Below are 23,219 nucleotides of genomic sequence, written 5' to 3' on the forward strand. Positions count from 1 at the left end.
GGCCCACACCCCCACAAACCCGGCAACTGGCGGTGTGGGCATCTCCGTCGGCAGAGGGAAGACGGATGTCACACGCCCTGTGTAGGTTGTACACGTGAATTCTGAACCTTCCTCATCCACCTCCGACGACGTCCTCGAACCGGGCGCCGCAGCATCCGAGGTGCCCGCCCACTGGAAGCGGAACGTCGGGCTGTTCCTGAGCGGGCAGACGATCTCACTGTTCGGCTCGATGATCGTGCAGTACGCGGTCATGTGGTACGTCACGTTCGAGACCCAGTCGGGCTTCGCGATCGCGCTCTACGCGCTGGCCGCCTTCCTGCCGCAGGGCCTCGTGTCGATCTTCGGCGGTGTCGTCGCCGACCGGATGAACCGCCGCGTCCTCGTCATCATCGCCGACGGTTCGATCGCCGTGGTGACGTTCATCCTCGCCCTGGCCATGGCCAATGGCATCACCGACCTCTGGGTCATCCTGCTCGCTGTCGGTGCTCGGTCGATCGGCGCCGGCTTCCAGACGCCAGCCGTCCAGGCGATGATTCCGCAGATCGCTCCTGAAGACCAACTGATGCGGGTCAACGGCATCTTCGGCACCATCCAGTCCGCGATGGCGCTGCTCGCTCCAGCCGTCGCCGGCGCCGTGTTCGGCCTGTTCGGCATCGTTCCGGTGTTCTTCATCGACGTGGTGACCGCGGTCATCGGCATCCTGTTCCTCGTCTTCGTCTCGGTGCCGACGCTGGCATCGATCGCCTCGAAGACGACGAGCTACGGTGAGGACCTCGTCGCCGGGATGCGGTACATCTGGGAGCACCAGGTCGTCCGCTGGCTGCTCGGTGTCTTCGCGATCATCTTCCTGCTGACCGTTGCGCCGTCGTTCATCACACCGCTGCTCATCGCCCGCACCTTCGGCACCGAGGTGTGGATGGTCACCGTGCTCGAGATCGCGTTCAGCGTCGGCATGATCCTCGGCGGCATCCTCGTGTCGACCCTGCTCGCCAAGCGCAGCAGGATCGGGCTCATCCTCGTCGCCACCTTCGGCTTCGCGGTCTTCACGATCGCGCTCGGCCTCGCGCCGAACCTCTGGGTGTTCTACGGCTTCATGTTCGCATTCGGGCTTCTTGTTCCGTTGTTCTCGGCGCCGTTCATGACGCTCGTCCAGGAGACGGTCGAGCCCGAGATGCACGGCCGTGTGTTCAGCTACGTCGGTATCGTCATGGCCCTCGCGACGCCGATCGGCATGACGGTGTTCGGTCCGCTCGCCGACGTGATCAGCGTGCAGGTGCTGCTCATCATCGCCGGTATCGCGACGATCCTCGTGATGGTGGTCGCGATCCTGCTGCCATCAGGTCGGGCCGCGATGGCTGCGGCTCACGAGCAGAAGCCGCGCGGGCACGTGGATTCCGCAGACGACGCCGGCGAGCCCGCCGACGTCGACGCGCGCTAGCGGGAGCTCGATACACCGGGTCGCGTGGCTCGGTCTGCACCCGATCAGCGAGGTCGCGTGGCTCGGTCTGCACCCGATCAGCAGTGGGACCATCGACACGAGACAAGGAGAAAGGCGCGGCACAAGGACGCTGTGGCCGCGGCATCCTTGTCTCGTGCCTTTTTCCTTGTGCGGGGTCGGTCGTGCGGGGTGATGACAGCGTGGGCCCGGCGTGCACGTCGGTGCGGGGTGACACATCCGGCCGCCCGCAGCGGGGTTTCGGGAGGAGAGTCGTGGGTCCGCCGACGTATGGACGATGGACCCCCGGAATTTCCTCCCGAAGCGCCGGTGACGGGATCAGCCGAGCGCGACGATAAGGCAGAGCACCGTGAGGACGATGCACACCGGCGTCATCAGGTTGCGCTCCGGCTTGCTCCTCGAGACGCCGTTCATGACGATCCCGATCGCGAAGTAGGTGGTCACCGCCCAGATGCCGATCTCAGCGACGGGCTCCGGGAGCATGTTCGCGATGCCGGCGTTTTCGAGGATGATGATCGCGATCACCGCGTACAGCAGGATCGAGATCGCGCTTCCGATGCGGAGCTTGCGCGGCAGAACATCGTGCTGCCCACCCCACGCGTACCGGCCGAGCGGGCGGCCCGCGATGAGTAGGGCCTGGAATACGGCGAGCGCCAACAGGATGAGGCAAGCGACGATGGCCGCAGCAGTGATCATGCTTGAACTGTAGCGGGATGTCGAGTCGCGAGGAGGAATGCGGGCGCCCAGCGACGGGAGGGACGAACGCAAAACAGGAGAACGCACGATGTGCAGGATGCTTCGGCGCGATTTGTCCTGATAATCGTGCAATCTCCTGTTCAGCGTGAGCTCGCCCCGGGCTAGTGCGCCTTCCCGAGCTTCCAGTACCCGACGAACGAGATCGTGCGCTTCGGCACGGGATCGCGGGTCAGCGGGCGGCAGCCACCGGATCAGGCAGGAGCGACCAGCCGGTATCCGTCGCTTCGAGCAGGACGATCGCCCCGTTCGCGATGCCGCCGATGTCTTCACCCGTGAGGGCAAAGACCGTCGCCCGGATGAAAGCCCCATGCGAGACGAGGATCAGGTTGCCCTCGTGGCGCCCCGCGAGCTCGTCGACGATTGCGGCACCTCGGGCGCGAACCGCCTCGACAGGTTCGGCGTCCGGGAAGACTCGATCCGCCCATTTCGCAGCGATGTCGGCCGCGTTCGCGCCTTCGGCCTGGCCAAAGCTGCGCTCGATCAGATCTTCGACCGGCTCCCCCATCGGGATCCCCGATCCGTCACTGATCGCGCGAGCCGTCGCTGCGGCGCGGACGAGCGGAGAACTGAGCACAAGCGACCACTCGTCAGGCGAGAAACTGGAGGCGATCGCCCGAGCCTGCTCGAACCCGGTCTCGTTCAGTGGGATGTCGGCACGGCCCTGGAGGCGGCGCTGCAGGTTCCAGTCGGTTTCACCGTGGCGCACGAGGGCGATGGTCGTCATCGCTCCACCGTATCCGAGGGGTGCCTGAGCGGATGCTGTACTCGCCGTCGTGGGGCCGGCCGCTCGACAGGAGAAATCGCGAGGCGCACACGTTCGACAGGAGAAATCGCACGTTTCTCGGCGTCTCCACCTGTTGACCGTCGGGGCACACCTCGGCCGAACACTGCCCGCGCGGCCACTTGCTCGGGATGCACCGTCCCCAACTTCGGAGATTCTCGCCTGGAAGGCCGTCTCATCCGCGAATGAGGCCGGTGGGGGCACGATCTCCGAAGTTGGAAACCGCGCCCCGTCGCTCCGGACTACCGGCCGCCCGCGAGGGGCCGGTTCCGCTGGGCGATGCCGGCCTCACCGTAGGGGTAGTCGTCCAGCTGCGGCGCGCTGGCATCCGTCAGCCGTTGCACTTCGTCGGTGCTGAGGTCGAGCTCGACGGCGGCCATGTTGTCGGTGAGCTGCTTGACCGTTCGCGCGCCGAGGATCACCGACGTGACGGCGGGCTGCGCGCCCAGCCAGGCGAGCGCCACCTGCGATGCGGATGCCGAGTGCGCGTCAGCGATTTCGGTCACGACATCGAGTACCCGCCAGGTGCGTTCGGAGTCGTTGCGGGCCTGCCACGCCTCCATGCCGCGCTCCGGGTTCTCGCCGAGACGGGTGGACCCGGTCGGAGGAACATCCCGCTCGTACTTGCCGCTCAGCCAGCCGCCGGCGAGCGGCGACCACGGCAGCAGGCCGATCCCGGCGTCGAGCGCAGCAGGGACGACCTCGTGCTCGATATCGCGGACGAGAAGGTTGTACTGCGGCTGCAACGTCACCGGCGCCGTGAACCCGTGGGCGGATGCCACGTGGACCGCTTTGGTCAGCTGCCAGCCGAGATAGTTGGAGAATCCGTAATACGAGATCTTGCCGGCGGTCACGGCGTCGTCGAGAAAGCGGAGGGTCTCGTCGACCGGAGTCAGCGCATCCCATGCGTGCATCTGGTAGAGGTCGATGTGGTCGACCTGGAGCCGGGCGAGCGAGTCGTCGAGTGCCGCACGGAGGTGACGGCGGGACAACCCGACGTCGTTGGGCCCTGTGCCCATCGGGAACCGGCCCTTCGTGGCGAGCACGATCTGTTGCGCCTCTGTCGGGTTCTTCGCGAGCCAGCGGCCGATGATCTCCTCAGACACCCCGGCGCTGTAGACGTCCGCTGTGTCGATGAAGGTCCCTCCACCGTCGATGTAGGCGGCGAGGATGTTGCCGGAGTCGGCCTCGTCGGCCTCCGCTCCGAATGTCATCGTGCCGAGTGCCTGCGCCGAGACGACTGCGCCGGACCTGCCGAGAGTGCGGTATTCCATGGAGCTCCCTTGATCGAGTGTCCGACACTACCGGTGTCACCGATTCGCTCACAGGGGTTGCGCTGGAGCCGGAGCCGACTCACCCTCCTCACGCTTCAGGGGTGTCGCAGCGACGCGCATCCGCGTAGCGTGATCGACGATGTTCTCGATGAACAAGGAGGTTCCCCATGGCCGAACTCTCGCCGATCCAGCCGTGCCTGTGGTTCGACAATCAGGCACGCGAGGCGATGACGTACTACGTGGATGTGTTCCCGAACTCGCGGATCGTCGCGATCGACGAGTACCCGGATGAATCGCTGGACGAACACTTCTCCGGAATGTCCGGCAAGGTGATCAACGGTCAGTTCACGTTGAACGGCGTCGATTTCGTCTGCCTCGACGGCGGGCCACTGTTCACCTTCAACGAGTCGATCTCGTTCATCGTGTCGTGCGCCGACCAGGCCGAGATCGACCGGTACTGGGCGAAACTCTCCCACGTTCCTTCGTCTGAGCAGTGCGGCTGGTGCAAGGACCGGTTCGGGGTCAGCTGGCAGATCATCCCCGCCAACATGGGTGAGCTCACCCGCCGGCCCGAGCAGATCCAGGTCATGATGCAGCAGAAGAAGATCGTGATCGCAGAGCTCGAGAACGCCTGACCGTCACGTCGACGCAGGGTCCGTGCCGCCCTCGGGGCGCGGATGCTTCGTGCCCCTGTGGATCTCGTACGACCGGGTTGTGCCGGGCGAGTCCGGATCGTCGACGATGGGTTTGTCGGCCATGAAGAGACGGATGACATTCGACAGTTCGCCCGGATGACTGAAGTTGATCGCATGCGCGGCGCCTTCGATCAGGACGATGACAACCTGATTGTCGGTCTGGGATGCGATCTCCTGCACACGCGCAGGACCAGGGAGAAGCGGATCGCGGTCACCGATCACGACGAGTGTGGGGATCTCCAGGTCGAGCAGTCGCTGGAACGAGGGGAACTGGGTGAGGGCGCGGAACATCCGAACTGTGCTGGGGACCCCGAACCGGAGGTAGTCCGGGGTCGCGACCCGCACCATGCTGGTCGGCTCCCGGCCGCCGTCGCGAGCGAGCTGCCCGACCGCCCGACGCAACGGCTGGTTGTGCACACCGCCCGCTGGCGACACGAGTACCGCGCGGTCGATCCGCTCCGGGTAGTTGTAGGCAACTTCAAGGATGACGGGGCATCCCATCGAATTGCCGACGAGAGTCGCCTTGTCGACCTGTCGGTCATCCATGAACCGGACGGCGGCGTGGGCGAGGTCGGGAACGTCGAGGGAGTACGGCGCTTTGCCACTTCGTCCGAAGCTCGGGAGGTCGGGGACCAGGGTGTGGAACTCGCTGCTCAGTCGCTCGGCGGTCGGGAGAAGGTAGCGACCCGACAGGCCGAATCCGTGCAGGTGGAGCATCACCCGGGCGTCTGGTGGTTCGGGCGACTCGCGGTAGAAGACATCCACTCCGTCGATCGTCGTCCAGCGCTCGGCGAGGCTCGACGCGGGGCGTCGCGGAGTCCGCCGTGCCCTGCGTCGGGCTGCGGCTGATTCGTTCGATCTCGTCGCCACGATTCGCTCCCAGGCCTTCGCGACGTTATCGCCCAGGCCAGCAGTCGACCGTTCAGCTCCCGAGGGTATCCACGGGCCCAGGGGTCGACACATCGAACGTCCCAGACGGGTGAGTCGAAGTCAAGGGCGGCAGCTCGAACCAGTACCCCGGAGAGCGGATTTCACCCGGGTCGCGTGACCTACGCGTCCTGTGGAACCCGAATGGTGAGGCCGCCCGGCTTGATCCGGATCTTCACTGCACTCGCCGTACCCATGCCGTCACCGTCGAGTTCGATCTCCTCGGCCCGGCTGAGGCGCATGGTCAGCGTCTTCGCCTTGACGTAGTTGAGGGCGTCGACTTCCTTCGTCGGCAACTTCTTTCCGAGCTTCGTGCGGTGCAGCACGCCGTTCTCCCAGAGGATCTTGAACGAGATCTGCATCCAGTGGAAGAAGTTCTCCGGGCGGAGGATCAGGATGTCGAACAGCCCGTCATCGACAGCGGCGTCTGGGAGCAGCAGCACGTTGGCCTGGAGGGAGCCACAGTTGCCGACGATGATCGTGTGTGCGCGCGCTGACTTCGTCTTCGCGCCGTCCAGCTGGTAGCGCACCCGCAGTTCGTTCTTGTCGGTGAGCGCCTTGAAGATCGCGCCGACATAGGCGAGCCAGCCGACCTTGGCCTTGAGGTCCTCATCCGTGTTCGCGAGCATCTTCGCGTCGAGACCGAGGCCTGCCATCACGAGGAAGACGTGCTTGGTGAGGGAGTCGTCGCCGTGGCGCACGTCGATGAGCCCGAGGTCGATGTCCCTGTTTTTTCCGGCGAACGCGGAGTGGATGGAGTGGTCGAGATCGTCCAGGGTCAGGTCGAGGTTTCGCGCGAGGAGGTTGCCGGTCCCCGACGGAAGCAGGGCGAGCGTGGCATCCGTGTCGTGCACCGCTTCGGCTGCAGCGCGGACCGTTCCGTCACCACCGGCAACGATGACCATCTCTGCTCCGGCATCGATCGCCTTCTTCGTGGCGCCCTGACCCGGGTCCTCGACGGAGGTCTCGAAGTACAGGGTCTCTCCCCAGCCGGCGGCATCCTGCTCACGAGCAACAACAGCTTTGATCGCGTCGAGATCGACCTTGATCGGGTTGTAGACGACAGCGGCGAGCTTGGTGGCTGTCTTCGTCGGTGCTTGCTCGGTCATGGGTCCTGCTTCCTCTTGTGCGGCACGGGGGCTCGGCGACGCGGCGACAGTGGGGAGGGAACCCCTGGATAGACACAGCCTAGGCAGCGCCCACGCCGATCACGAATGCTCGCCGTGCCCTTGACACGGGCGCCTGATCCCGCAGGCGCTGTTGTGAACTTCGGAGATCTGCCCGATAGCGGCCGGTGCGGCCCGAAACAGCGGTTCGGCTCGAGAATCTCCGCAGTTGCGAACCGGGCGCCCGGCGGAGGTGCCGGGTCTCAGCGGACGGGGCCGAGCGCTCCTGCGGATTCCTGCAGGTAGCAGACGCCGCAGAGCGACTCGTAGGTGACCTCGACGCCGTCGATCGCGACCTGGTCGCCGTCGAAGATGAACCGGTCGCCGATACGCCGGCCGTTGAACAGCGCCTTTCGCCCGCACCGGCAGATGGTCTTGAGCTCCTCGAGGCTGTGCGCGACCTCGAGCAGGCGTCGGCTGCCGGGGAACGCCACGGTCTGGAAATCGGTCCGGATGCCGTACGCCAGCACCGGGATCCCCTCGAGCAGCGCGATCCGCAGGAGATCGTTCACCTGTGCGTCGGTGAGGAACTGGGCTTCATCGATGAGGAGGCAGCTGACATCCGCCCCGTTCGCGGCGAGCGCCTCGGCACGGTGGTGCTGGAAGACCGCGTATGCGTCGGCATCCGGCTCGATGACGTAGTCGACGGGACGGGTCACTCCGAGCCGGCTCTCGATGTTCGACTCGGCCTTGGTGTCGATCGCCGGCTTCGCCAGCAGAACGTGGTGACCCCGCTCCTCGTAGTTGAACGCAGCCTGCAACAGGGCCGTGCTCTTGCCAGAGTTCATCGCGCCATAGCGGAAGTAGAGTTTTGCCACGGCTTGAGTTTAGTGGCGCTCAGGAGACGGCGGAGTCGCTGTTCCAGGTCGACGACATCTGCTCGGACGGGCGCCCGTAGTAGGCGTCGGCCGGCCGAGCCATGGCCGCCCGATAGGCGTTGACGAGCACGCGCCCCGCCACGGACCAGGTGAGCCGCTGCGCCTCGGCCAGCACGGCGGTCCGGAGCTGACGGCGTGCTTTCTCCTGGTCATAGAGCAGTTCGATGTGGGAGGTCAGTGCGGCCGTGTCACCGGCTTCGTGGACGAGCCCGTTGACGCCGTGCTCGACCATGGCACCGCTCGCAGACGACACGAGAGGGATCACTCCTGCACCCTGGGCCTCGTAGGTGACGAGGGCACTGCCCTCCTCGACGCTCGGCAGGATCAGCACGTCGGCCTTCGCGTACGCGGCGCCCGGCTTCTCGGTCGGGCCGCAGACGGTGATGGACGGATGCGCGAGCGACGAGCTCAGCAGCTCGCGGTAGTCGGAGTCGAATGCCCCATAGATGAGCAGGCGGCCGGTCTCGCTCGCCCGCGACGCGAGCCACGCTTCGAGTGCATAGTGCAGTCCCTTGCGGGGAACACAACGCCCGATGAACACCGCGGTGAACGGGTGGTGCGCCTCGCGAACAGGAACACGGATGCACGTGGGGTCGAACCCGTACTGGTGCCGGATCAGGCGGTCGGCGTCGAAGCCGCGCGACAGGAAGGACCGGGCGACAGCATCCGATGGGACGAGCAGGGCGGTCGCCGCCGCATACTCCCGCTCCTCGAGTTCGAGGCGGTCCCCGTCACCGAACTTCGACCAGGTCGACGGGATCGCCAGCCCGAGCCGGGCGTACTCCCGGCTCACCAGGGTGCAGGCCTCGGCGAGGTGGGTGTTGGGCGCCTCACGGATGCCGGTGACGCCCATTCGCGCGGCCAGCTCGAGCGTGCGGACGGCCGCGAGCGGCCACGTGTGCACCACATCGAACGTGCCTGACGCGAGAACCCGGCGGGCACGCCAGTCGTGCCAGGCGTACGCACGGGCGCGGCCGATGGTGCGCTCCGGGATGCGACGCCCGACGAAATCGAGTGACCGGACGATGGCCCTGACACCGACCACCGGTCGTGCGACGCTCGCGACGACGATGGTGACGTTGTGTCCGGCGCGGACGAGCTGGTCGACCTGGTGCCAGGCGATCGCGCCGAATCCGGGCCCGCCGATGGCGCCGGGGAAACTGTAGAGAACCGAGAGCGCACCGGGTTTGTCGCTCGAACCAATTGCTGCAGCCACCGCGACCATCACCCTCCGACACCGTGGTGGTGTCACCCAGCCGGCACGGTGCAAGGGACACGCGGGCCATCCGGGGTGTCCAACTCGTACCCCCCGGTCTGGGTTCAATATACCGCCGTGGTTGAGGATTCCTCAACAGTGACAGCGAGGGGTTCCCCCAAATGGGGGACCGGTGCTATGGGGTCAGATCTTGCCGAGAAAACGAGCCGCCCGAGCCGCTCTCAGCGGGTGATCGCGAGTGCCTCAGCGGTCTTCGCCAGCACTGCCGACGCTTGGGTGGGGTTGTCGTTCAGCGTAGTGCCGTAGCTCGGGATCAGGCCGCTGATCTGCGGTTCCCAGCTGGGGAACTCGATCGGGAAGCACTTCTTCAGCACGTCCAGCATGATCGGCACAGCGGTGGATGCTCCGGGTGATGCCCCGAGGAGCCCGGCGATGGTGCCGTCCTCAGCGGCGATGACCTCGGTGCCGAACTGGAGGACGCCGCCCTTCTTCTCGTCCTTCTTCATCACCTGGGCGCGCTGGCCGGCCGTGATGAGGTACCAGTCTTCGGGTTTGGCCGTCGGCATGAATTCCCGCAGCGCGCGGAACTTCTTCGTCTTGCTGGCGAGGAGTTCGCCGACGAGGTAGCTGATGAGGCTCGGGTTGTCCTTCGCGACGGCGAGCATCGGGATGAGGTTCGACGGCCGGACCTGCGTGACGATGTCGAGAATGGACCCGTTCTTGAGGAACTTCGGACTGAACCCGGCGTACGGACCGAAGAGCAGGCTGCTCTCGCCGTCGACGACACGGGCGTCGAGGTGCGGAACAGACATCGGCGGAGCACCGACGGCCGCCTGGCTGTAGACCTTGGCCTGGTGGTCGGCGACGATCTTCGGGTTGTCCGTGCGCAGGAACTGGCCGGAGATCGGGAAGACGCCGTACCCGGCGATCTCGGGGATCCCGGACTTCTGCAGCAGCTTGAGCGCCCATCCGCCTGCTCCGACGAACACGAACCGCGCCCTGGTGACCCCCGGGGTCCTGCCGACGAGCTGGCGGTGGCTGATCAGCCAGGTGCCGTCCTTCTGCTTCTTCAGGCCACGGACCTCGGTGTTGAGGCGGAGGTTCGCCCCGGCATCCGTCGTCGCGTCGATCAGCTGGTGCGTCAGTGCTCCGAAGTCGACGTCGGTGCCAGACGCCACCCGGGTGGCCGCGAACGGTTCGCCCTTGAGACGCTTGCGCATGAGGAGGGGTGCCCACTTGTTGATGACACGGGAGTCCTCGGAGTACTCGATGTCGCCGAAGAGCGGCTGCTGCTTGAGGATGTTGTACCGCTCGCGCAGGTACGTCACGTTCTTCTCACCCTGCACGAAGGTCATGTGCGGGGTCGAGTTGATGAACGTCGATGGGTCGCGGAGCACGCCGCGCGCGACGAGCGACGACCAGTACTGGCGGCTGAGCTGGAACTGCTCGTTGATGCTGATCGCCTTGGCCGGGTCGATCGAGCCGTCCTTGCCCTCCGGCATGTAGTTGAGCTCGCAGAGTGCGGCGTGGCCGGTCCCGGCGTTGTTCCAGGGGTTGGAGCTCTCTTCGGCGACGTCGCCGAGCCGTTCGAAGATCTCGATGGTCCAGTCCGGCTGGAGCTGCTTGATCAGGGATGCGAGAGTCGCGCTCATGATGCCGCCACCGATGAGGGCGACATCCACCGGGCTGGAAGAGGTCATGAACCTAGTTTAGGCCGCGGAAACTGGGCTCTCGGCACGCGGCGGAGACGCGCCGTCAGGGCTCAACAGGAAGAACGGCGCGCGACGCACGTTCAACAGGATGATCTGGCCGTTTCTCGTCCGCGACTCCTGTTGGAGCTCCGAACGGGGTCAGGCGAGTGCCGCGACCCCCGCCCCGATCAACCCGACCCCGCCGAGCACCAGCCCGATGGCGAGCACCGCCGCACCCGCATAGAGCAGAATCGCGAACCGGTTCGGCTTCTGCGGGTCGTCTCCGGTCACCGAGAGGAAGAAACCCGCGGGCATCAGGATGGCTGCCGAAAGCACGAGTGTCGGAGCGAGCACGGCAACACCGGCCACCCCGCTCCCGTCGATGAGGAGAAGCGTGACCAGCCCCAGGATCACCAGGACCCCGGCGTGTGCATGACCGGCTCGGAAGAAACTCGTCTGCAGCGCATTTGCTCGCTGCTTTCCACCCACCACCTTGAGAAGGAAGAGCCCGCCGGATTCGATCGCGACCACGGTGAGGAGGACGATCCCCGCTGTGATGAGGTTGGGTGCATTCATGGCGACTCCTGTGGTTGGATAGTAGCGGTATCCAGTATTGGATACTATTGCTATCCAATGCAAGGGGTCCCGTGAGAATTTCTGCTCTCGTCGAGCGCACAGGCGTACCGCTGGCGACCGTCAAGTACTACCTCCGGGAGGGCCTTCTCCCGTCGGGGACATCGACAGGCGCGACGCAGGCGAACTACACCGAGGAGCACGTACGGCGGCTGCGCGTGATCAAGGCGCTGACGTCGGCGGCAGGACTCCCCCTCCAGAAGGTGAAAATCGTCCTCGATCTCATCGACGACCCCGGCGACGACCTTTTCGCGGCGCTGGGGCAGGCCGTCGCGAGCCTGCCGCCCTACCGCGAGGACTCGGCCGTCGACTACCCCAGGGCGCGAGCCCTCCTCGAGAAGATCGGCCAGGTCTACGACCCCGGTTATGCCGCGACGGCTCAGCTCGAGCACGCGCTCGAAGCAGCTGAAGAGGCCGGCATCGGGATGAGTGAGCAGCGACTCGAGGTGTACGCCAGGCAGATCCGTGGGATCGCCGAGTTCGACCTGCAGCGCATGGGGGCGAGCGACCTCAGTCCGATCGAATACGCCGTGCTCGGCACTGCCCTGTATGAACCGGTGATCCTGGCCATGCGACGGCTCGCACACCAGGACATCGCCGCGAAGCGACTACAGAGCTGAGGCGGGGCGTCCCTCGATCCGGTTGCCACCGGCATCCCGCGACTTCTGGACGAGCGCGTTCACGTCCGCGGTCAGCGCGGCGATGTCGGTGTTGCCCGGTTCGATCATCGTGACTCCCCAGCTCACGCCGAGTCGAAGGCCGCTCGCGTTGTCGATCGGCGACTCGACCAGCGCGGCGCGGACGTCCTCGATGATCGAGTAGGCCTGGTCGAGATCGTCGACCAGCACGATTGCGGCGAACCTCGCGGACGAGCGATGGCCGAGCAGCGCCGTCGTCGGCATGTGGTCGTGCAGGATCGACGAGAACGATTCGATTGCCTCGTCGCCGAAGGACCGGCCGAAGGCGGTGTTCATGTCCGACAGGTTGTCGATCTCCGCCCCGATGAACGCGACCCGTTCACCGTGGAGGGTCGCACGAAGGATCCGGTCGACGGCAGGAGAGTCGAAGAGCGCGTCGGGCAGGATGCCGTTCCAGTCGATCTGCTCGATTTCGCGGGTCGCGCGCACGGGCGATCGCTCCGCCCGGAGGATCGACATCGACGTCGACGCGACGATGACGAAGAGGATCGTGACGAACGTGGTCACCTCGGTGCCGAAGAAGTCGCGGAAGACGTCGCTGTCCGGGCCCGCGGTCGCGAACACCACAGCGCGGGTGGCGTAGTAGAAGGCGACGATGAGCATGAGCGACGCGAGGATGCGTGCGTTGAGGTTGCGTCGCATCCGCCCGGTGAGAGCTTCGAATCCGGCGAGCGAGGAGAACACGGCGACTCCGAGCAGCATGACCAGTCCGCCGGCCCAGTCGCCGCCGTCAGGACCCTCGATGATGACGGCAAGGGCCGCCACCGCTGCCCCGGCCAGGACGATGAGGAATCGCGAGGATCGGTTGTTGAACAGCCGGGCGCCGGCCCAGACGCACCCCATCGCGAGAACCAGGGAGGCGTTCCCCACCGCGATCGCCCACCACGCCGACGGCTGGGCGCCCCAGATCGCAAAGGCGACGGTCGTGAGGATGCCGGCGGTGAACGCGGCGCTCCACAGTCGACCGGGCGGGTCGTTCCGTCCGAACACCGTGTTGACGATGAAGGACACCCCGCAGATGGCCACGACCATCCCGCTCGCGAGCAGAAGGGTCTGCAAGTCGAGAGCTGATGCGCCGGATGTGGCTGACTCCATGGCTACGCGTCCTCGTCGTTTTCTCTGGGCAGGGTGACCACCATGGTCGTCCCGCTGGGGCTGCTGGCGGACACGCGGACGTCCCCGCCGTGTGCACGTGCGATCTCGCGGCTGATGCTGAGGCCGAGGCCGGTGCCGTGGATCGTCGAATTACGCACGGATTCGGCGCGGTAGAACCGCTCGAACAGGTTCTTCTGGTCCTCGGCAGACATCCCGCGACCCGTGTCGGAGACGAAGATCTCGACTTCGTCGATGTCGCCGATGACGGCGATGCTGACCCGGCCACCGGTGTTGTTGTACTTCACGGCGTTCGAGAGGAGGTTGTCGATGACCTGGCGCACGCGGAACTCGTCGGCGTAGACGACCGGGTCGCCGATCGTCGTGAGCAGCAGCGAGATCTTCCGCTCCTCCGCGACCGGCTTGAGGGCCTGGATCGACTGCTTAGCGATGACGGCCAGGTCGGTCGGGGCGAAGTTGAGCAGGAAACCGACCTGTTCGTCGTGGGATGCCACGAGCAGGTCGGAGACGAGGGACAGCAGTCGATCGGCGTTCTTCAACGCCACTTCGATGTGTCCGCGGCTCTCCTCGCCGACGTCCTCGCTGTCGAGAACGAGTTCGAGGTATCCAAGGATCGAGGTGAGCGGCGTGCGTAGTTCGTGCGAGACCGAGACGACGAGGTCGTCTCGCGCCCCGATCGCCTCGAGCTCTGCGGTGATGTCGCGGGACACCCAGACGGAACCGTCCTGCCCACCCGACGAGTTGGTCAGCGGCCGCCCGGTGACGGCCAGCGCCATCCGGAATCCGCCCGGATTGCCGTACCACATGATGACGTCGTCGAAGGATTCGCCCCTGGCCAGACGTTTGTGGGGCCGGTCCTCCTCGGCGAACGGTGTCACGCGGTCTTCGCGATAGATCACATCCGGAACGATCTCGCTCTCGCCGAAACCGAACTGTCGCAAACGATCACGGTGCGCGCGGTTCACGATCGTCGGCCTGGCCATCCGGTCGTACGCCACGACGCCGAAGGTGACCGCGTTGAGCACCTCATCGAGGGTGCGTTCCTGGCTTCTGGTGCGGTCGAACGCGCTCTCGAGGAGTACGGCCTGTTGGCGCAGCAGCCTCCGCTGGGCGAGATTTTTCTGGGTTCCGATGTAGCTCGCCGTTGACACGAAAGCCAGCACGATCGGGAAGACCAGCAGCTTCGGAGTGGTTTCGATGGTCTCCGGGTTGATCAGCCAGACGCCCCACACCGCGAGGCTCGACAGGACCGGGCCGAGCACCGCGCCGAAGAACCCGTAATAGGTCGCCAGCCAGATCACCGGGAAGACGTAGAAGAGTGACGCCCCGAGGCTCGGCTCGCCATTCTGGATGAGCGCGATGCCGACGATGTCGGCGATCGGCAGCGCAATGGCCCAGCGGCGGGACAGCTTTCGCCATGGCACGGCGGATGCCGCCATGGTCGCCACGAAGATCAGGGCGATGCCGAGAAGCAGCGTCGGTTGAGTCGACAGGTCGATGTCGACGACGAGGAGGATGCAGACGAGGATGAGCACGCCCACCGACAACAGGAGTTGCCAGAGGAAGACCGAGCGTTCGATGCGCGCCCGACCGTGCGACTCGACGCGCGTCGTCGGGAAGGTCATGCTTGTGACACTAGCAATCCCGGCACCCGTACCTGTGCGATCCGGCCGAACGGGGTTAGACCGAGGCGTGCAGCCGGGCGGCCACGAGTTCAGCGATCTGCACGGCGTTGAGTGCGGCGCCCTTGCGGAGGTTGTCGTTCGAGATGAAGAGGGCGAGGCCCTTTCCGGCAGGCGCGCTCTGGTCGGCGCGGATCCGTCCGACGAGGGAGGGGTCCTGGCCGGCGGCTTCCAGCGGCGTCGGGATGTCGGCGAGCTTGACCCCGGGAGCATCCGCCAGCAGTTCGATAGCACGCTCCGGGCTGATGTCGCGCGCGAACTCGACGTTGATCGACAGTGAGTGCCCGGTGAAGACAGGGACGCGGACGCAGGTGCCCGAGACCAGCAGGCCGGGCAGCTCGAGGATCTTGCGGCTCTCGTTGCGCAGCTTCTTCTCTTCGTCGGTCTCGTACTCGCCATCGTCGACGATCGAACCGGCGAGGGGGATGACGTCGAACGCGATCGGACGCTTGTAGATGACCGGCTCGGGGAGGCTGACGGCCTGTCCGTCGTGCACGAGCTGGAGGAGGTTCTCGTCCTCGACGGCGACGCGGACCTGGGTGGCGAGTTCACGGGCGCCGGCCAGTCCTGAGCCGGAGACGGCCTGGTAGGTGCTCACGATGAGTCGCTCGAGGCCAGCCTCCTCGTGCAGGACCTTGAGCACCGGCATCGCGGCCATCGTGGTGCAGTTGGGGTTGGCGATGATGCCCTTGGTCGCCTCGTCGATGGCGTGCGGGTTCACTTCGGAGACGACGAGCGGAACGTCGGGGTCCATCCGCCAGGCGCTCGAGTTGTCGATGACGGTGACGCCCGCCGCCGCGAACCGCGGGGCCTGGGCGCGACTGCCGGTTGCACCGGCAGAGAACAGGGCAATGTCGAGACCGCTCGGGTCCGCCGTCGCGGCATCCTCGACGACGATGTCTTCGCCGCGGAAGGAGATCGTGGAGCCTGCTGAGCGCGCCGAGGCGAAGAACCGGATGCTCGCGATCGGGAACTCCCGTTCCTCCAGCAGACGACGCATGACAGCGCCGACCTGGCCGGTGGCGCCGACGACTCCGAGGTTCACTCCGTTGCTCATGGTTCTCTCTTCCGTGCGTCCGGGCGGGGCGGCCCGTGCTCAACTTCGGACAATTGTCCCAAACTCTTGCTGAAACGGCGATTTCAGGCCGTCGTGCGGAGAATCTCCGCAGCTGGGTACAGCGTCAGCGGCCGGTGCCGCCGTGGACGACGGCTTCTTCGTCGCTGTCGAGGTCGAACGCGGCGTGGACGACGCGCGCGGCCTCCTTGACGTTGTCTGCCCGCGTGATCACCGAGATCCGGATCTCACTGGTCGAGATCATCTCGATGTTGATCCCGGCGAGGTGCAGCGCTTCGAACAGGCGCGCGGACACACCCGTGTTGGCTTTCATTCCCGCACCGACGAGCACGAGCTTGCCGATCTGGTCGTCGTGCTGCAGCGATTCGAACCCGACATCTTCGCGCTGCTCGAGCAGGGCGGTGAGCACCTTGTGCGCTTCGTCCTGCGGCAGGGTGAACGAGATGTCGGTGAGACCGGTTGCTGCTGCCGACACGTTCTGGACGATGATGTCGACGTTGGCGTCGGTCGAGGCGATGATCTTGAAGATCTGGGCGGCCTTGCCCGGCACGTCGGGAACGCCGACGACGGTGATCTTGGCTTCGGTGAGGTCGATTGCGACACCGGTGACGATGGGGTGTTCCATCTCTTCGCCCTCTTTCGGGTTGATGACGAGGGTTCCCTCGTTGTTGTTGAACGATGATCGCACGTGGAGGGTCACACCGTGCCTGCGGGCGTATTCCACTGCGCGAATATAGAGCACCTTGGCCCCGTTGGCCGCGAGCTCGAGCATCTCTTCGCTCGTGATCGTGTCGATCTTCTGGGCGCGGGGAACGACGCGGGGGTCAGACGTGAAGATTCCGTCGACATCCGTGTAGATCTCGCAGACATCCGCTTTGAGCGCTGCAGCCAGTGCGACCGCGGTCGTGTCTGACCCACCCCGACCGAGTGTGGTGATGTCTTCGGTCTCGTCGTTGAAGCCCTGGAATCCGGCCACGATGACGATGGCACCGAGGTCGAGTGCCTTACGCACGCGGACCGGGTTGACGTCGATGATGCGGGCGGCGCCGTAGTGCTTGTCGGTTCGCATGCCGGCCTGAAGACCCGTGTACGAGCGCGACGGGACGCCGAGGTTCTTGATCGCCATGGCCAGCAGCGACATCGAGATGCGCTCACCGCTGGAGAGCAGCAGGTCGAGTTCGCGTGGTTCGGGCGGGAGCGGCGAGACGGCAGCGGCGAGGTCGAGCAGTTCGTCGGTGGTGTCGCCCATGGCTGACACGACGACGACGACCTCGTTGCCGGCCTTGTGCGACTCGACGACGCGCTTGGCGACGCGCTTGATGCTCTCGGCGTCCGCGACGGATGAACCGCCGAACTTCTGCACGATAAGGCTCACGGATACTCCTGGTGGGGTCGATCGGGCGATGCCCGACTCCCTATTCTAAAGCCGGATGCATGCCGGCCCTGCTATGTGACGGATGCCGTCGCGCGTCACGGCCGCGCGGCATCCGTCGGCGGTCTGGCGCACGTGGCCCGGCGGGATGCCTGCGCCGGATCAGCGCTTGACGACGGTGCGGCCTTCGAACGCACGACCGAGAGTGACCTCGTCGGCGTACTCGAGGTCTCCGCCGACCGGAAGTCCGGATGCGAGCCGCGTGACCTTGATCTCGAGCACGGTCAGCAGGCGGCTGAGGTACGTCGCCGTCGCCTCGCCCTCGAGGTTCGGGTCTGTGGCGATGATGACTTCCTGGACGACGCCGTCTGCCAGCCGCTGCATGAGCTGGCGGATGCGGAGATCGTCGGGGCCGATGCCGTCGATCGGACTGATGGCCCCGCCGAGCACGTGGTACAGACCACGGAACTCGCGGGTGCGTTCGATTGCGACGACATCCTTCGCCTCCTCGACCACGCAGATGCTCGCCGGGTTGCGGCGCGGGTCACGGCAGATCGAGCAGGTGGGCTGTTCGGCGACGTTTCCGCAGATCTCACAGAAGTGCACCTTCTCGCGCACCTCGGTGAGCAGCTCGGCCAGCCTGGAGACGTCGAAGGTCTCGGTCTGCAGGATGTGGAACGCGATCCGCTGGGCGGACTTGGGTCCGATGCCGGGCAGACGACCGAATTCGTCGATCAGTTCCTGGACAATGCCTTCATACATGCGGGTCTAGTCTCTGTTGAATCGGGTCGGCGGCGTGTGCGGCTGTTCCTCGATGAAGCTCGCGCCGAGGAGTTCGCGCACCACGGATTCGCCGTAGCGTGTCGAGGCCGCCGGGTGCGAAGTCTGTCGCCCGCGGGGAGCGGCGGGAGCGGATGCCTGTGGGGCAACCGGGCGGGACTCGGCACCCCGCTCGGGCGGGGCGGGCTGGTTCGCGGGAGGGCCGGTCGGGTGTGCTGCTGCGGCCGGGTTCGACGCCGGTGCTGCCGGTGCACCCGTCGACGGCGCGCCGGACGCGGGAGCCACTGGCGAGAACCGGCCGGGAGGGATCACGGTCGGAACGTCGCCGATCGCGACGGGTTCGCTGTAGCCCGGGTCGTGCTGCGGGTCCGGGTACGGCGGCTCGTCGTCTGGCGGCGGTGCGTCGAAGTCGTCTGGCGGGGTGAGGTCCGAGACCGCTGTCGCGGTTGCCTGGCGTGCGGGTGCCGCCAAAGCCGGGGCGGACACCTCGGCGGCGGGGGCGGTCGGGTCGGAGGTCGGGATCGCAACGACGTGCCAGCCTCCCGCTGCGGGCGCGGCCACTGCGGTGGATGCTCCGCCGGACGCGGGTGCTGCGGGGCTGCTCGCCGGGCGGACGGCGGCATCTGCGGGACGCGACGCGGGACGCGGTGCTGCCGCTGCTTCTGCCGTCGGCGCTGGGCTCGGCCGAACGGACGCCGCTGGGCCGTCGGCCGGGCGGGCGCTGGTCGAGGCGGTTGGTGTGGGTGAGGCGACGGTCGACGACGGCGCGTCGGGCGCTGACGGCGCCGCGGGCGAGGACGAGCCGACGGGGGACGGCGCCTTCGGTGCGCCCCCTGCGTCGGGCGCCTTCGGGGCGGAGTCGCGCGGAGCATCCGTGTCGCCTGGGGCATCGACGTGCGCGATGAACTTGACGGTCACGCCGAGCACGTCGAGGATCGCCTGTCGCACCATCGTGCTGACGCCGTCGCCGGCGTTGAGGTGTTTGAAGTCCTCGACGTCTTTGGCGCTGGGGAAGCTCAGGCGCAGGACGGCGTCATCGCTGAACGCGCGAACGGATGCCGTCTGCGCCACGAGCCAGGCCGACCGCTTGGCCGCTGCGACGCGCTCGAGGATCTCGGGCCAGGAGTCGCGCAGCTGCTGGAGGCTGACCGGCCCGATCGGCTTCACCGTCACAGGAGGTGCAGGAGGAGCCGCGCTCTCGGCAGCGGGGCGCTCCGCGGGAGCCGGCGGAGTGGCCGGGGAAGCGGCGGGCGGACGGACAGGCGCGGGCGCCTGCTGCGGCGCCTGCTGAGGAGGTGCGGCCGGTGCGTCGAACGAGCGCCGGGTGGAGGGGCTTTGCTGAGCGGCGGCATCCGTCGGAGCGGCGGCCGGCGAAGCGGCATCCGACATGCCGACACGGCGTTCAAGTCGCTCGACGCGGGCCAGGGCGCCGCGGGCGGAGTCGTCCATCGAGGGGACGAGCACGCGCGCCACCATGAGTTCGAGGTGGAGGCGTGGCGAGGTCGCGCCGGTCATCTCGCTGAGGGCGGTGTTGACGATGTCGGCCGTGCGGCTGAGTTCGGCCTGGCCGAAACCGGTGGCCTGGACCGCCATGTGATCGAGTTCGTCCTGGGGGATGCCGCGGAGAACGGATGCCGCCTCTCCCCCGGTCGCGCCGACGACGATGAGGTCGCGCAGGCGTTCGAGGAGGTCGTCGACGAAGCGGCGGGGGTCCTGGCCGGTCTGGATGACGCGGTCGACCGCGGAGAATGCCGCGCCGGCATCCCGGGCGGAGAGTGCGTCGATGACCTCGTCGAGCAGCGCAGAGTGGGTGTAGCCGAGGAGGGCGACGGCGCGTTCGTAGTCGACGGTGTCGCCTTCGGAACCTGCCATGAGTTGGTCGAGGAGCGAGAGGGTGTCGCGGGCGGACCCGCCGCCGGCGCGGACCACGAGCGGCAGCACGCCCGGCTCGACCTGGACCTTTTCGGACTCGCAGAGTGTCTGCACGTACTCGAGCATCTGGGCCGGCGGGATCAGCCGGAACGGGTAGTGGTGCGTACGGGAACGGATCGTGCCGATGACCTTGTCTGGCTCGGTCGTGGCGAAGATGAACTTGATGTGCTCCGGCGGCTCTTCGACGATCTTCAGCAGGGCGTTGAAGCCCTGCGGGGTGACCATGTGTGCCTCGTCGAGGATGAAGATCTTGTAGCGGTCACGGGCCGGGGCGAAGATGGCGCGTTCGCGGAGGTCGCGGGCGTCGTCGACTCCGTTGTGGCTGGCGGCGTCGATCTCGACGACGTCGAGGGATCCGCCGCCGTCACGGCTGAGTTCGACGCAGCTCGGGCACACACCGCAGGGGGTGTCGGTCGGGCCCTCGACGCAGTTGAGGCAGCGCGCCAGGATGCGGGCCGAGGTCGTCTTGCCGCAGCCACGCGGGCCGCTGAACAGATAGGCGTGGTTGACCCGGTTGGTGCGCAGGGCCGTCATCAGTGGATCGGTCACCTGAGACTGACCGATCAGCTCGGCAAAGGACTCTGGCCGGTAACGGCGATACAGGGCTGTAACCACCCCCTTATCGTAGTCGCCGCCGCTGACACCGCGGGTGGGCGGGGTCGGCGCCCGGCCGCCGAAACTTCGGGAGGAAAATCGAGGGGCCCGTCTACATATTGTCGATTGACCCCTCGATTTTCCTCCTGAAACCATGGCCCGGGATTATCCACAGGCCTCGAGGTCACGCGAGTTGTCCACCACTTTGCCGTCTGGCCACTGCACGACGCGATCCCGGACCACGATCGTGGGCGTGATTGACGAATTCAACCTCCTCGAGCGCCGCGGCGGCATCGCTCATCTGTCCGTGTTGGAGTCGGATGGTGCGAAACGCACTCGCCTGCAGCGTCTCGTAGCGGACGGTCTGCTCCTTCGACCGAGACGCGGCTGGTACGCACTTCCCGGCGCAGACCCGCTACTCCTCCGAGCCTGCTCCCTCGGTGGAAGGATCACGTGTGTCACTGCCCTCAGGAGAGCAGGGGTGTGGTGCGTCGACGACCACAGAACTCACATCGCCGTGCCCGTGAACTCGGGTCACGCGCCAAGGCCAGGCAATGGGATAGTGACGCACTACTCCCGCCCCGCGGGACAGACCGATGGCCCACCGCTGTCGTCAGTCGTCGATTCGCTTGTCGATCAATTCGGATGCCAGACCGCCGAGAACGTCATCGTCGCCATCGACTCCGCACTCAACCGTCGCGTGATCAGACCCTCCGACCTCAGCGACTTGCGATCGCGGGTGCCGCGGAAATACTGGCCGCTCCTCGACTGTGTCGACGGCACCTGCGAGTCCGGCCTCGAGACGAAAGTCCGGCTGAGACTCGGGCGTCGCGGCCTGCGCTACCGAACCCAGGCAAGAATTCCCGAGGTCGGCCGGGTCGACATCCTGATCGGAGACCGCCTGATCATCGAGACAGACGGCCTGGAATTCCATACCGGCGACGCAGCCGTGAAGGATCGAGAACGGGATCTCGTGCTCCACCGATTGGGCTACATCGTCATCCGCGTCACGTACGCCATGGTCATGTACCGCTGGGCCGAGGTGGAATCCGTGATCCACGGCTACGTCTCCCGCCGGGAGCACCTGTGGGCAGCGCGACACATCCGCGCCGGGCTGGTCGGCTGACCCGCCACGCTGAGTTTCGGGAGGAAAATCAGGGGCCCGCCGAGATATGGGCGATCGACCCCTCGATTTTCCTCCCGAAACGGGCACGTGTGCGGCAGCGGCGGCCGAGTTCAGCGCCGAGCAGCCCCCCATTCATCGTCAGTTCACCGCCCGGCCTCCGGCCGCTCCTAGCCTCACAGACGCGCGGCCCCCATTCGTCCACAGCAGGACGACCCGCGCTCCCTGGAGGAAATTGTGTCCCGATCACGACTTATCTTCGCCGGCACCGCTCTCGCGGCCTCGGCTCTTCTTCTGAGCGGATGCGCGGCGTCGCCGGCATCCGGCACCGACCCGGACGTCGACGCGACAGCGGCCACCAGCGCCGAGGACTTCGGTGGGCTCGAAGGGCTCGTCGCCGCCGCACAGGCCGAAGGCGAACTCAACGTCATCGCGCTGCCCGAGAACTGGGCCAACTACGGCAAGATCATCACCGCATTCGAGGAGAAGTACGACATCACCGTGAACTCGGCCGACCCCGACGTCTCGAGCGCCGAAGAGATCACCGCAGCCGAAAACCTCAAGGGACAGGACACCGCGCCTGATGTCTTCGACCTCGGCACGGCCGTCGCCCTCGAATCCACCGACCAGTTCGCGCCGTACCAGGTCGAGACCTGGGATGACATCCCGGCCGAGAACAAGGAAGAGACCGGCCTCTGGGTCAATGACTACACCGGTCTGATGTCCATCGGCTACAACGAAGACCTCGTCGACGCCCCCGAGTCACTCGACGACCTGCTCGGCTCCGAGTACAAGGGCAAGGTCGCCATCAACGGCGACCCCACGCAGGCGGGCGCGGCCTTCGCCGCCGTCGGCCTCGCGGCGATCCAGTCCGGAGGCACCGTCGACGACTTCCAGCCGGGAATCGACTTCTTCGCCGAACTCAACGCCGAGGGCAACTTCCTGCCCCTCGACCCGACGCCGGCGACGATCGCATCCGGTGAGACCGCCGTCGTCTTCGACTGGAGCTACAACAACCTGGCCGAGGCCCAGAACGTTCCGAGCTGGAAGACCGTCGTCCTCGAGGGCCCCTCCTACGGCGCGTACTACAACCAGGCCGTGAACGTCGACGCGCCGAACCCGGCCGCCGCCCGCCTATGGCAGGAGTTCATCTTCAGCGACGAGGCCCAGAACCTCTACCTCGAGGCCGGCGCTTACCCGGTCCGCCTCGCGGCGATGGAAGAGGCTGGAACGGTCGACTCCGCCGCTGCCGAGACAGCAGGCAGCGCACCGGAGGAGCTCCTCTCCCCCGACACCGCGCAGACGGATGCCGCGAACGCGCTCCTCGCCGAGCAGTGGGCGACCGTCCTGGGATAGTCCGACCCTGTCGACACGCGC

General features: G+C 66.6%; 20 protein-coding genes. 5 read left to right on the forward strand and 15 right to left on the reverse strand.

Going from position 1 to position 23,219, the window contains the following annotated elements; all coding sequences use genetic code 11:
• The first annotated feature begins 94 nt into the window (after positions 1 to 94).
• On the forward strand, positions 95 to 1,438 hold the full coding sequence (locus tag AC1M0F_RS09195; protein WP_480237926.1) for an MFS transporter: 1,344 nt from the start codon (positions 95 to 97) through the stop codon (positions 1,436 to 1,438).
• A gap of 336 nt (positions 1,439 to 1,774) precedes the next feature.
• On the opposite strand, the gene AC1M0F_RS09200 is transcribed toward AC1M0F_RS09195, so the two are convergent.
• The 3 genes from AC1M0F_RS09200 to AC1M0F_RS09210 form a co-directional block, all read right to left on the reverse strand.
• Positions 1,775 to 2,152: a hypothetical protein gene (locus tag AC1M0F_RS09200; protein WP_480237927.1), complete on the reverse strand. Its 378-nt coding sequence runs from the start codon at positions 2,150 to 2,152 to the stop codon at positions 1,775 to 1,777.
• A gap of 229 nt (positions 2,153 to 2,381) precedes the next feature.
• Complete coding sequence (locus tag AC1M0F_RS09205) at positions 2,382 to 2,936, reverse strand: histidine phosphatase family protein (protein ID WP_480237928.1); 555 nt, start codon at positions 2,934 to 2,936, stop codon at positions 2,382 to 2,384.
• A gap of 299 nt (positions 2,937 to 3,235) precedes the next feature.
• Positions 3,236 to 4,267, reverse strand: a complete 1,032-nt coding sequence (locus AC1M0F_RS09210; protein WP_480237929.1) for an aldo/keto reductase — start codon at positions 4,265 to 4,267, stop codon at positions 3,236 to 3,238.
• Positions 4,268 to 4,434: 167 nt separating this feature from the next.
• Here AC1M0F_RS09210 and AC1M0F_RS09215 point away from each other — a divergent pair, with 167 nt between their 5' ends.
• Positions 4,435 to 4,902: a VOC family protein gene (locus AC1M0F_RS09215; RefSeq protein ID WP_480237930.1), complete on the forward strand. Its 468-nt coding sequence runs from the start codon at positions 4,435 to 4,437 to the stop codon at positions 4,900 to 4,902.
• 3 nt (positions 4,903 to 4,905) lie between these two features.
• Here the strand turns inward: AC1M0F_RS09215 and AC1M0F_RS09220 are convergent, their stop codons facing one another.
• The 6 genes from AC1M0F_RS09220 to AC1M0F_RS09245 all read right to left on the reverse strand — a co-directional run bounded on the left by AC1M0F_RS09220 (position 4,906) and on the right by AC1M0F_RS09245 (position 11,416).
• On the reverse strand, positions 4,906 to 5,832 hold the full coding sequence (locus AC1M0F_RS09220; protein WP_480237931.1) for an alpha/beta fold hydrolase: 927 nt from the start codon (positions 5,830 to 5,832) through the stop codon (positions 4,906 to 4,908).
• 179 nt (positions 5,833 to 6,011) lie between these two features.
• Positions 6,012 to 6,998, reverse strand: a complete 987-nt coding sequence (locus tag AC1M0F_RS09225) for a diacylglycerol/lipid kinase family protein (RefSeq protein ID WP_480237932.1) — start codon at positions 6,996 to 6,998, stop codon at positions 6,012 to 6,014.
• 260 nt (positions 6,999 to 7,258) lie between these two features.
• Positions 7,259 to 7,873: a thymidine kinase gene (locus AC1M0F_RS09230; RefSeq protein WP_480237933.1), complete on the reverse strand. Its 615-nt coding sequence runs from the start codon at positions 7,871 to 7,873 to the stop codon at positions 7,259 to 7,261.
• 19 nt (positions 7,874 to 7,892) lie between these two features.
• Positions 7,893 to 9,149, reverse strand: coding sequence for a glycosyltransferase family 4 protein (locus tag AC1M0F_RS09235; RefSeq protein ID WP_480237934.1), 1,257 nt, complete (start codon positions 9,147 to 9,149; stop codon positions 7,893 to 7,895).
• Positions 9,150 to 9,370: 221 nt separating this feature from the next.
• Positions 9,371 to 10,849, reverse strand: a complete 1,479-nt coding sequence (locus AC1M0F_RS09240; protein WP_480237935.1) for a malate:quinone oxidoreductase — start codon at positions 10,847 to 10,849, stop codon at positions 9,371 to 9,373.
• A gap of 150 nt (positions 10,850 to 10,999) precedes the next feature.
• Positions 11,000 to 11,416 carry a hypothetical protein gene (locus AC1M0F_RS09245; protein ID WP_480237936.1) on the reverse strand — a complete coding sequence of 139 codons (417 nt, stop codon included), beginning with the start codon at positions 11,414 to 11,416 and terminating at the stop codon, positions 11,000 to 11,002.
• 71 nt (positions 11,417 to 11,487) lie between these two features.
• Between AC1M0F_RS09245 and AC1M0F_RS09250 the strand changes: the two genes are divergently transcribed.
• Positions 11,488 to 12,093 carry a MerR family transcriptional regulator gene (locus AC1M0F_RS09250; protein WP_480237937.1) on the forward strand — a complete coding sequence of 202 codons (606 nt, stop codon included), beginning with the start codon at positions 11,488 to 11,490 and terminating at the stop codon, positions 12,091 to 12,093.
• Here AC1M0F_RS09250 and AC1M0F_RS09255 read toward each other — a convergent pair.
• The 6 genes from AC1M0F_RS09255 to AC1M0F_RS09280 all read right to left on the reverse strand — a co-directional run bounded on the left by AC1M0F_RS09255 (position 12,082) and on the right by AC1M0F_RS09280 (position 20,740).
• Entirely contained in the window at positions 12,082 to 13,266 is a 1,185-nt protein-coding gene (locus tag AC1M0F_RS09255) for a diguanylate cyclase (RefSeq protein ID WP_480237938.1), read from the reverse strand. The genes AC1M0F_RS09250 and AC1M0F_RS09255 overlap by 12 nt on opposite strands.
• Positions 13,267 to 13,268: 2 nt before the next feature.
• Positions 13,269 to 14,909: a sensor histidine kinase gene (locus AC1M0F_RS09260; RefSeq protein ID WP_480237939.1), complete on the reverse strand. Its 1,641-nt coding sequence runs from the start codon at positions 14,907 to 14,909 to the stop codon at positions 13,269 to 13,271.
• A 55-nt stretch (positions 14,910 to 14,964) separates the two neighbouring features.
• On the reverse strand, positions 14,965 to 16,023 hold the full coding sequence (locus AC1M0F_RS09265; protein WP_480237940.1) for an aspartate-semialdehyde dehydrogenase: 1,059 nt from the start codon (positions 16,021 to 16,023) through the stop codon (positions 14,965 to 14,967).
• Between the two features lie 124 nt (positions 16,024 to 16,147).
• Positions 16,148 to 17,416, reverse strand: coding sequence for an aspartate kinase (locus AC1M0F_RS09270; RefSeq protein ID WP_480237941.1), 1,269 nt, complete (start codon positions 17,414 to 17,416; stop codon positions 16,148 to 16,150).
• A gap of 159 nt (positions 17,417 to 17,575) precedes the next feature.
• Entirely contained in the window at positions 17,576 to 18,175 is a 600-nt protein-coding gene (recR, locus tag AC1M0F_RS09275; protein ID WP_480237942.1) for a recombination mediator RecR, read from the reverse strand.
• 6 nt (positions 18,176 to 18,181) lie between these two features.
• On the reverse strand, positions 18,182 to 20,740 hold the full coding sequence (locus AC1M0F_RS09280) for a DNA polymerase III subunit gamma and tau (RefSeq protein WP_480237943.1): 2,559 nt from the start codon (positions 20,738 to 20,740) through the stop codon (positions 18,182 to 18,184).
• A 541-nt stretch (positions 20,741 to 21,281) separates the two neighbouring features.
• Between AC1M0F_RS09280 and AC1M0F_RS09285 the strand changes: the two genes are divergently transcribed.
• Both AC1M0F_RS09285 and AC1M0F_RS09290 read left to right on the forward strand, forming a co-directional pair.
• Positions 21,282 to 21,845, forward strand: coding sequence for an endonuclease domain-containing protein (locus AC1M0F_RS09285; RefSeq protein WP_480237944.1), 564 nt, complete (start codon positions 21,282 to 21,284; stop codon positions 21,843 to 21,845).
• A 234-nt stretch (positions 21,846 to 22,079) separates the two neighbouring features.
• Entirely contained in the window at positions 22,080 to 23,198 is a 1,119-nt protein-coding gene (locus AC1M0F_RS09290; RefSeq protein ID WP_480237945.1) for an ABC transporter substrate-binding protein, read from the forward strand.
• Positions 23,199 to 23,219: the final 21 nt, after the last annotated feature.

This window comes from Mycetocola sp. Y719 (assembly GCF_056713205.1).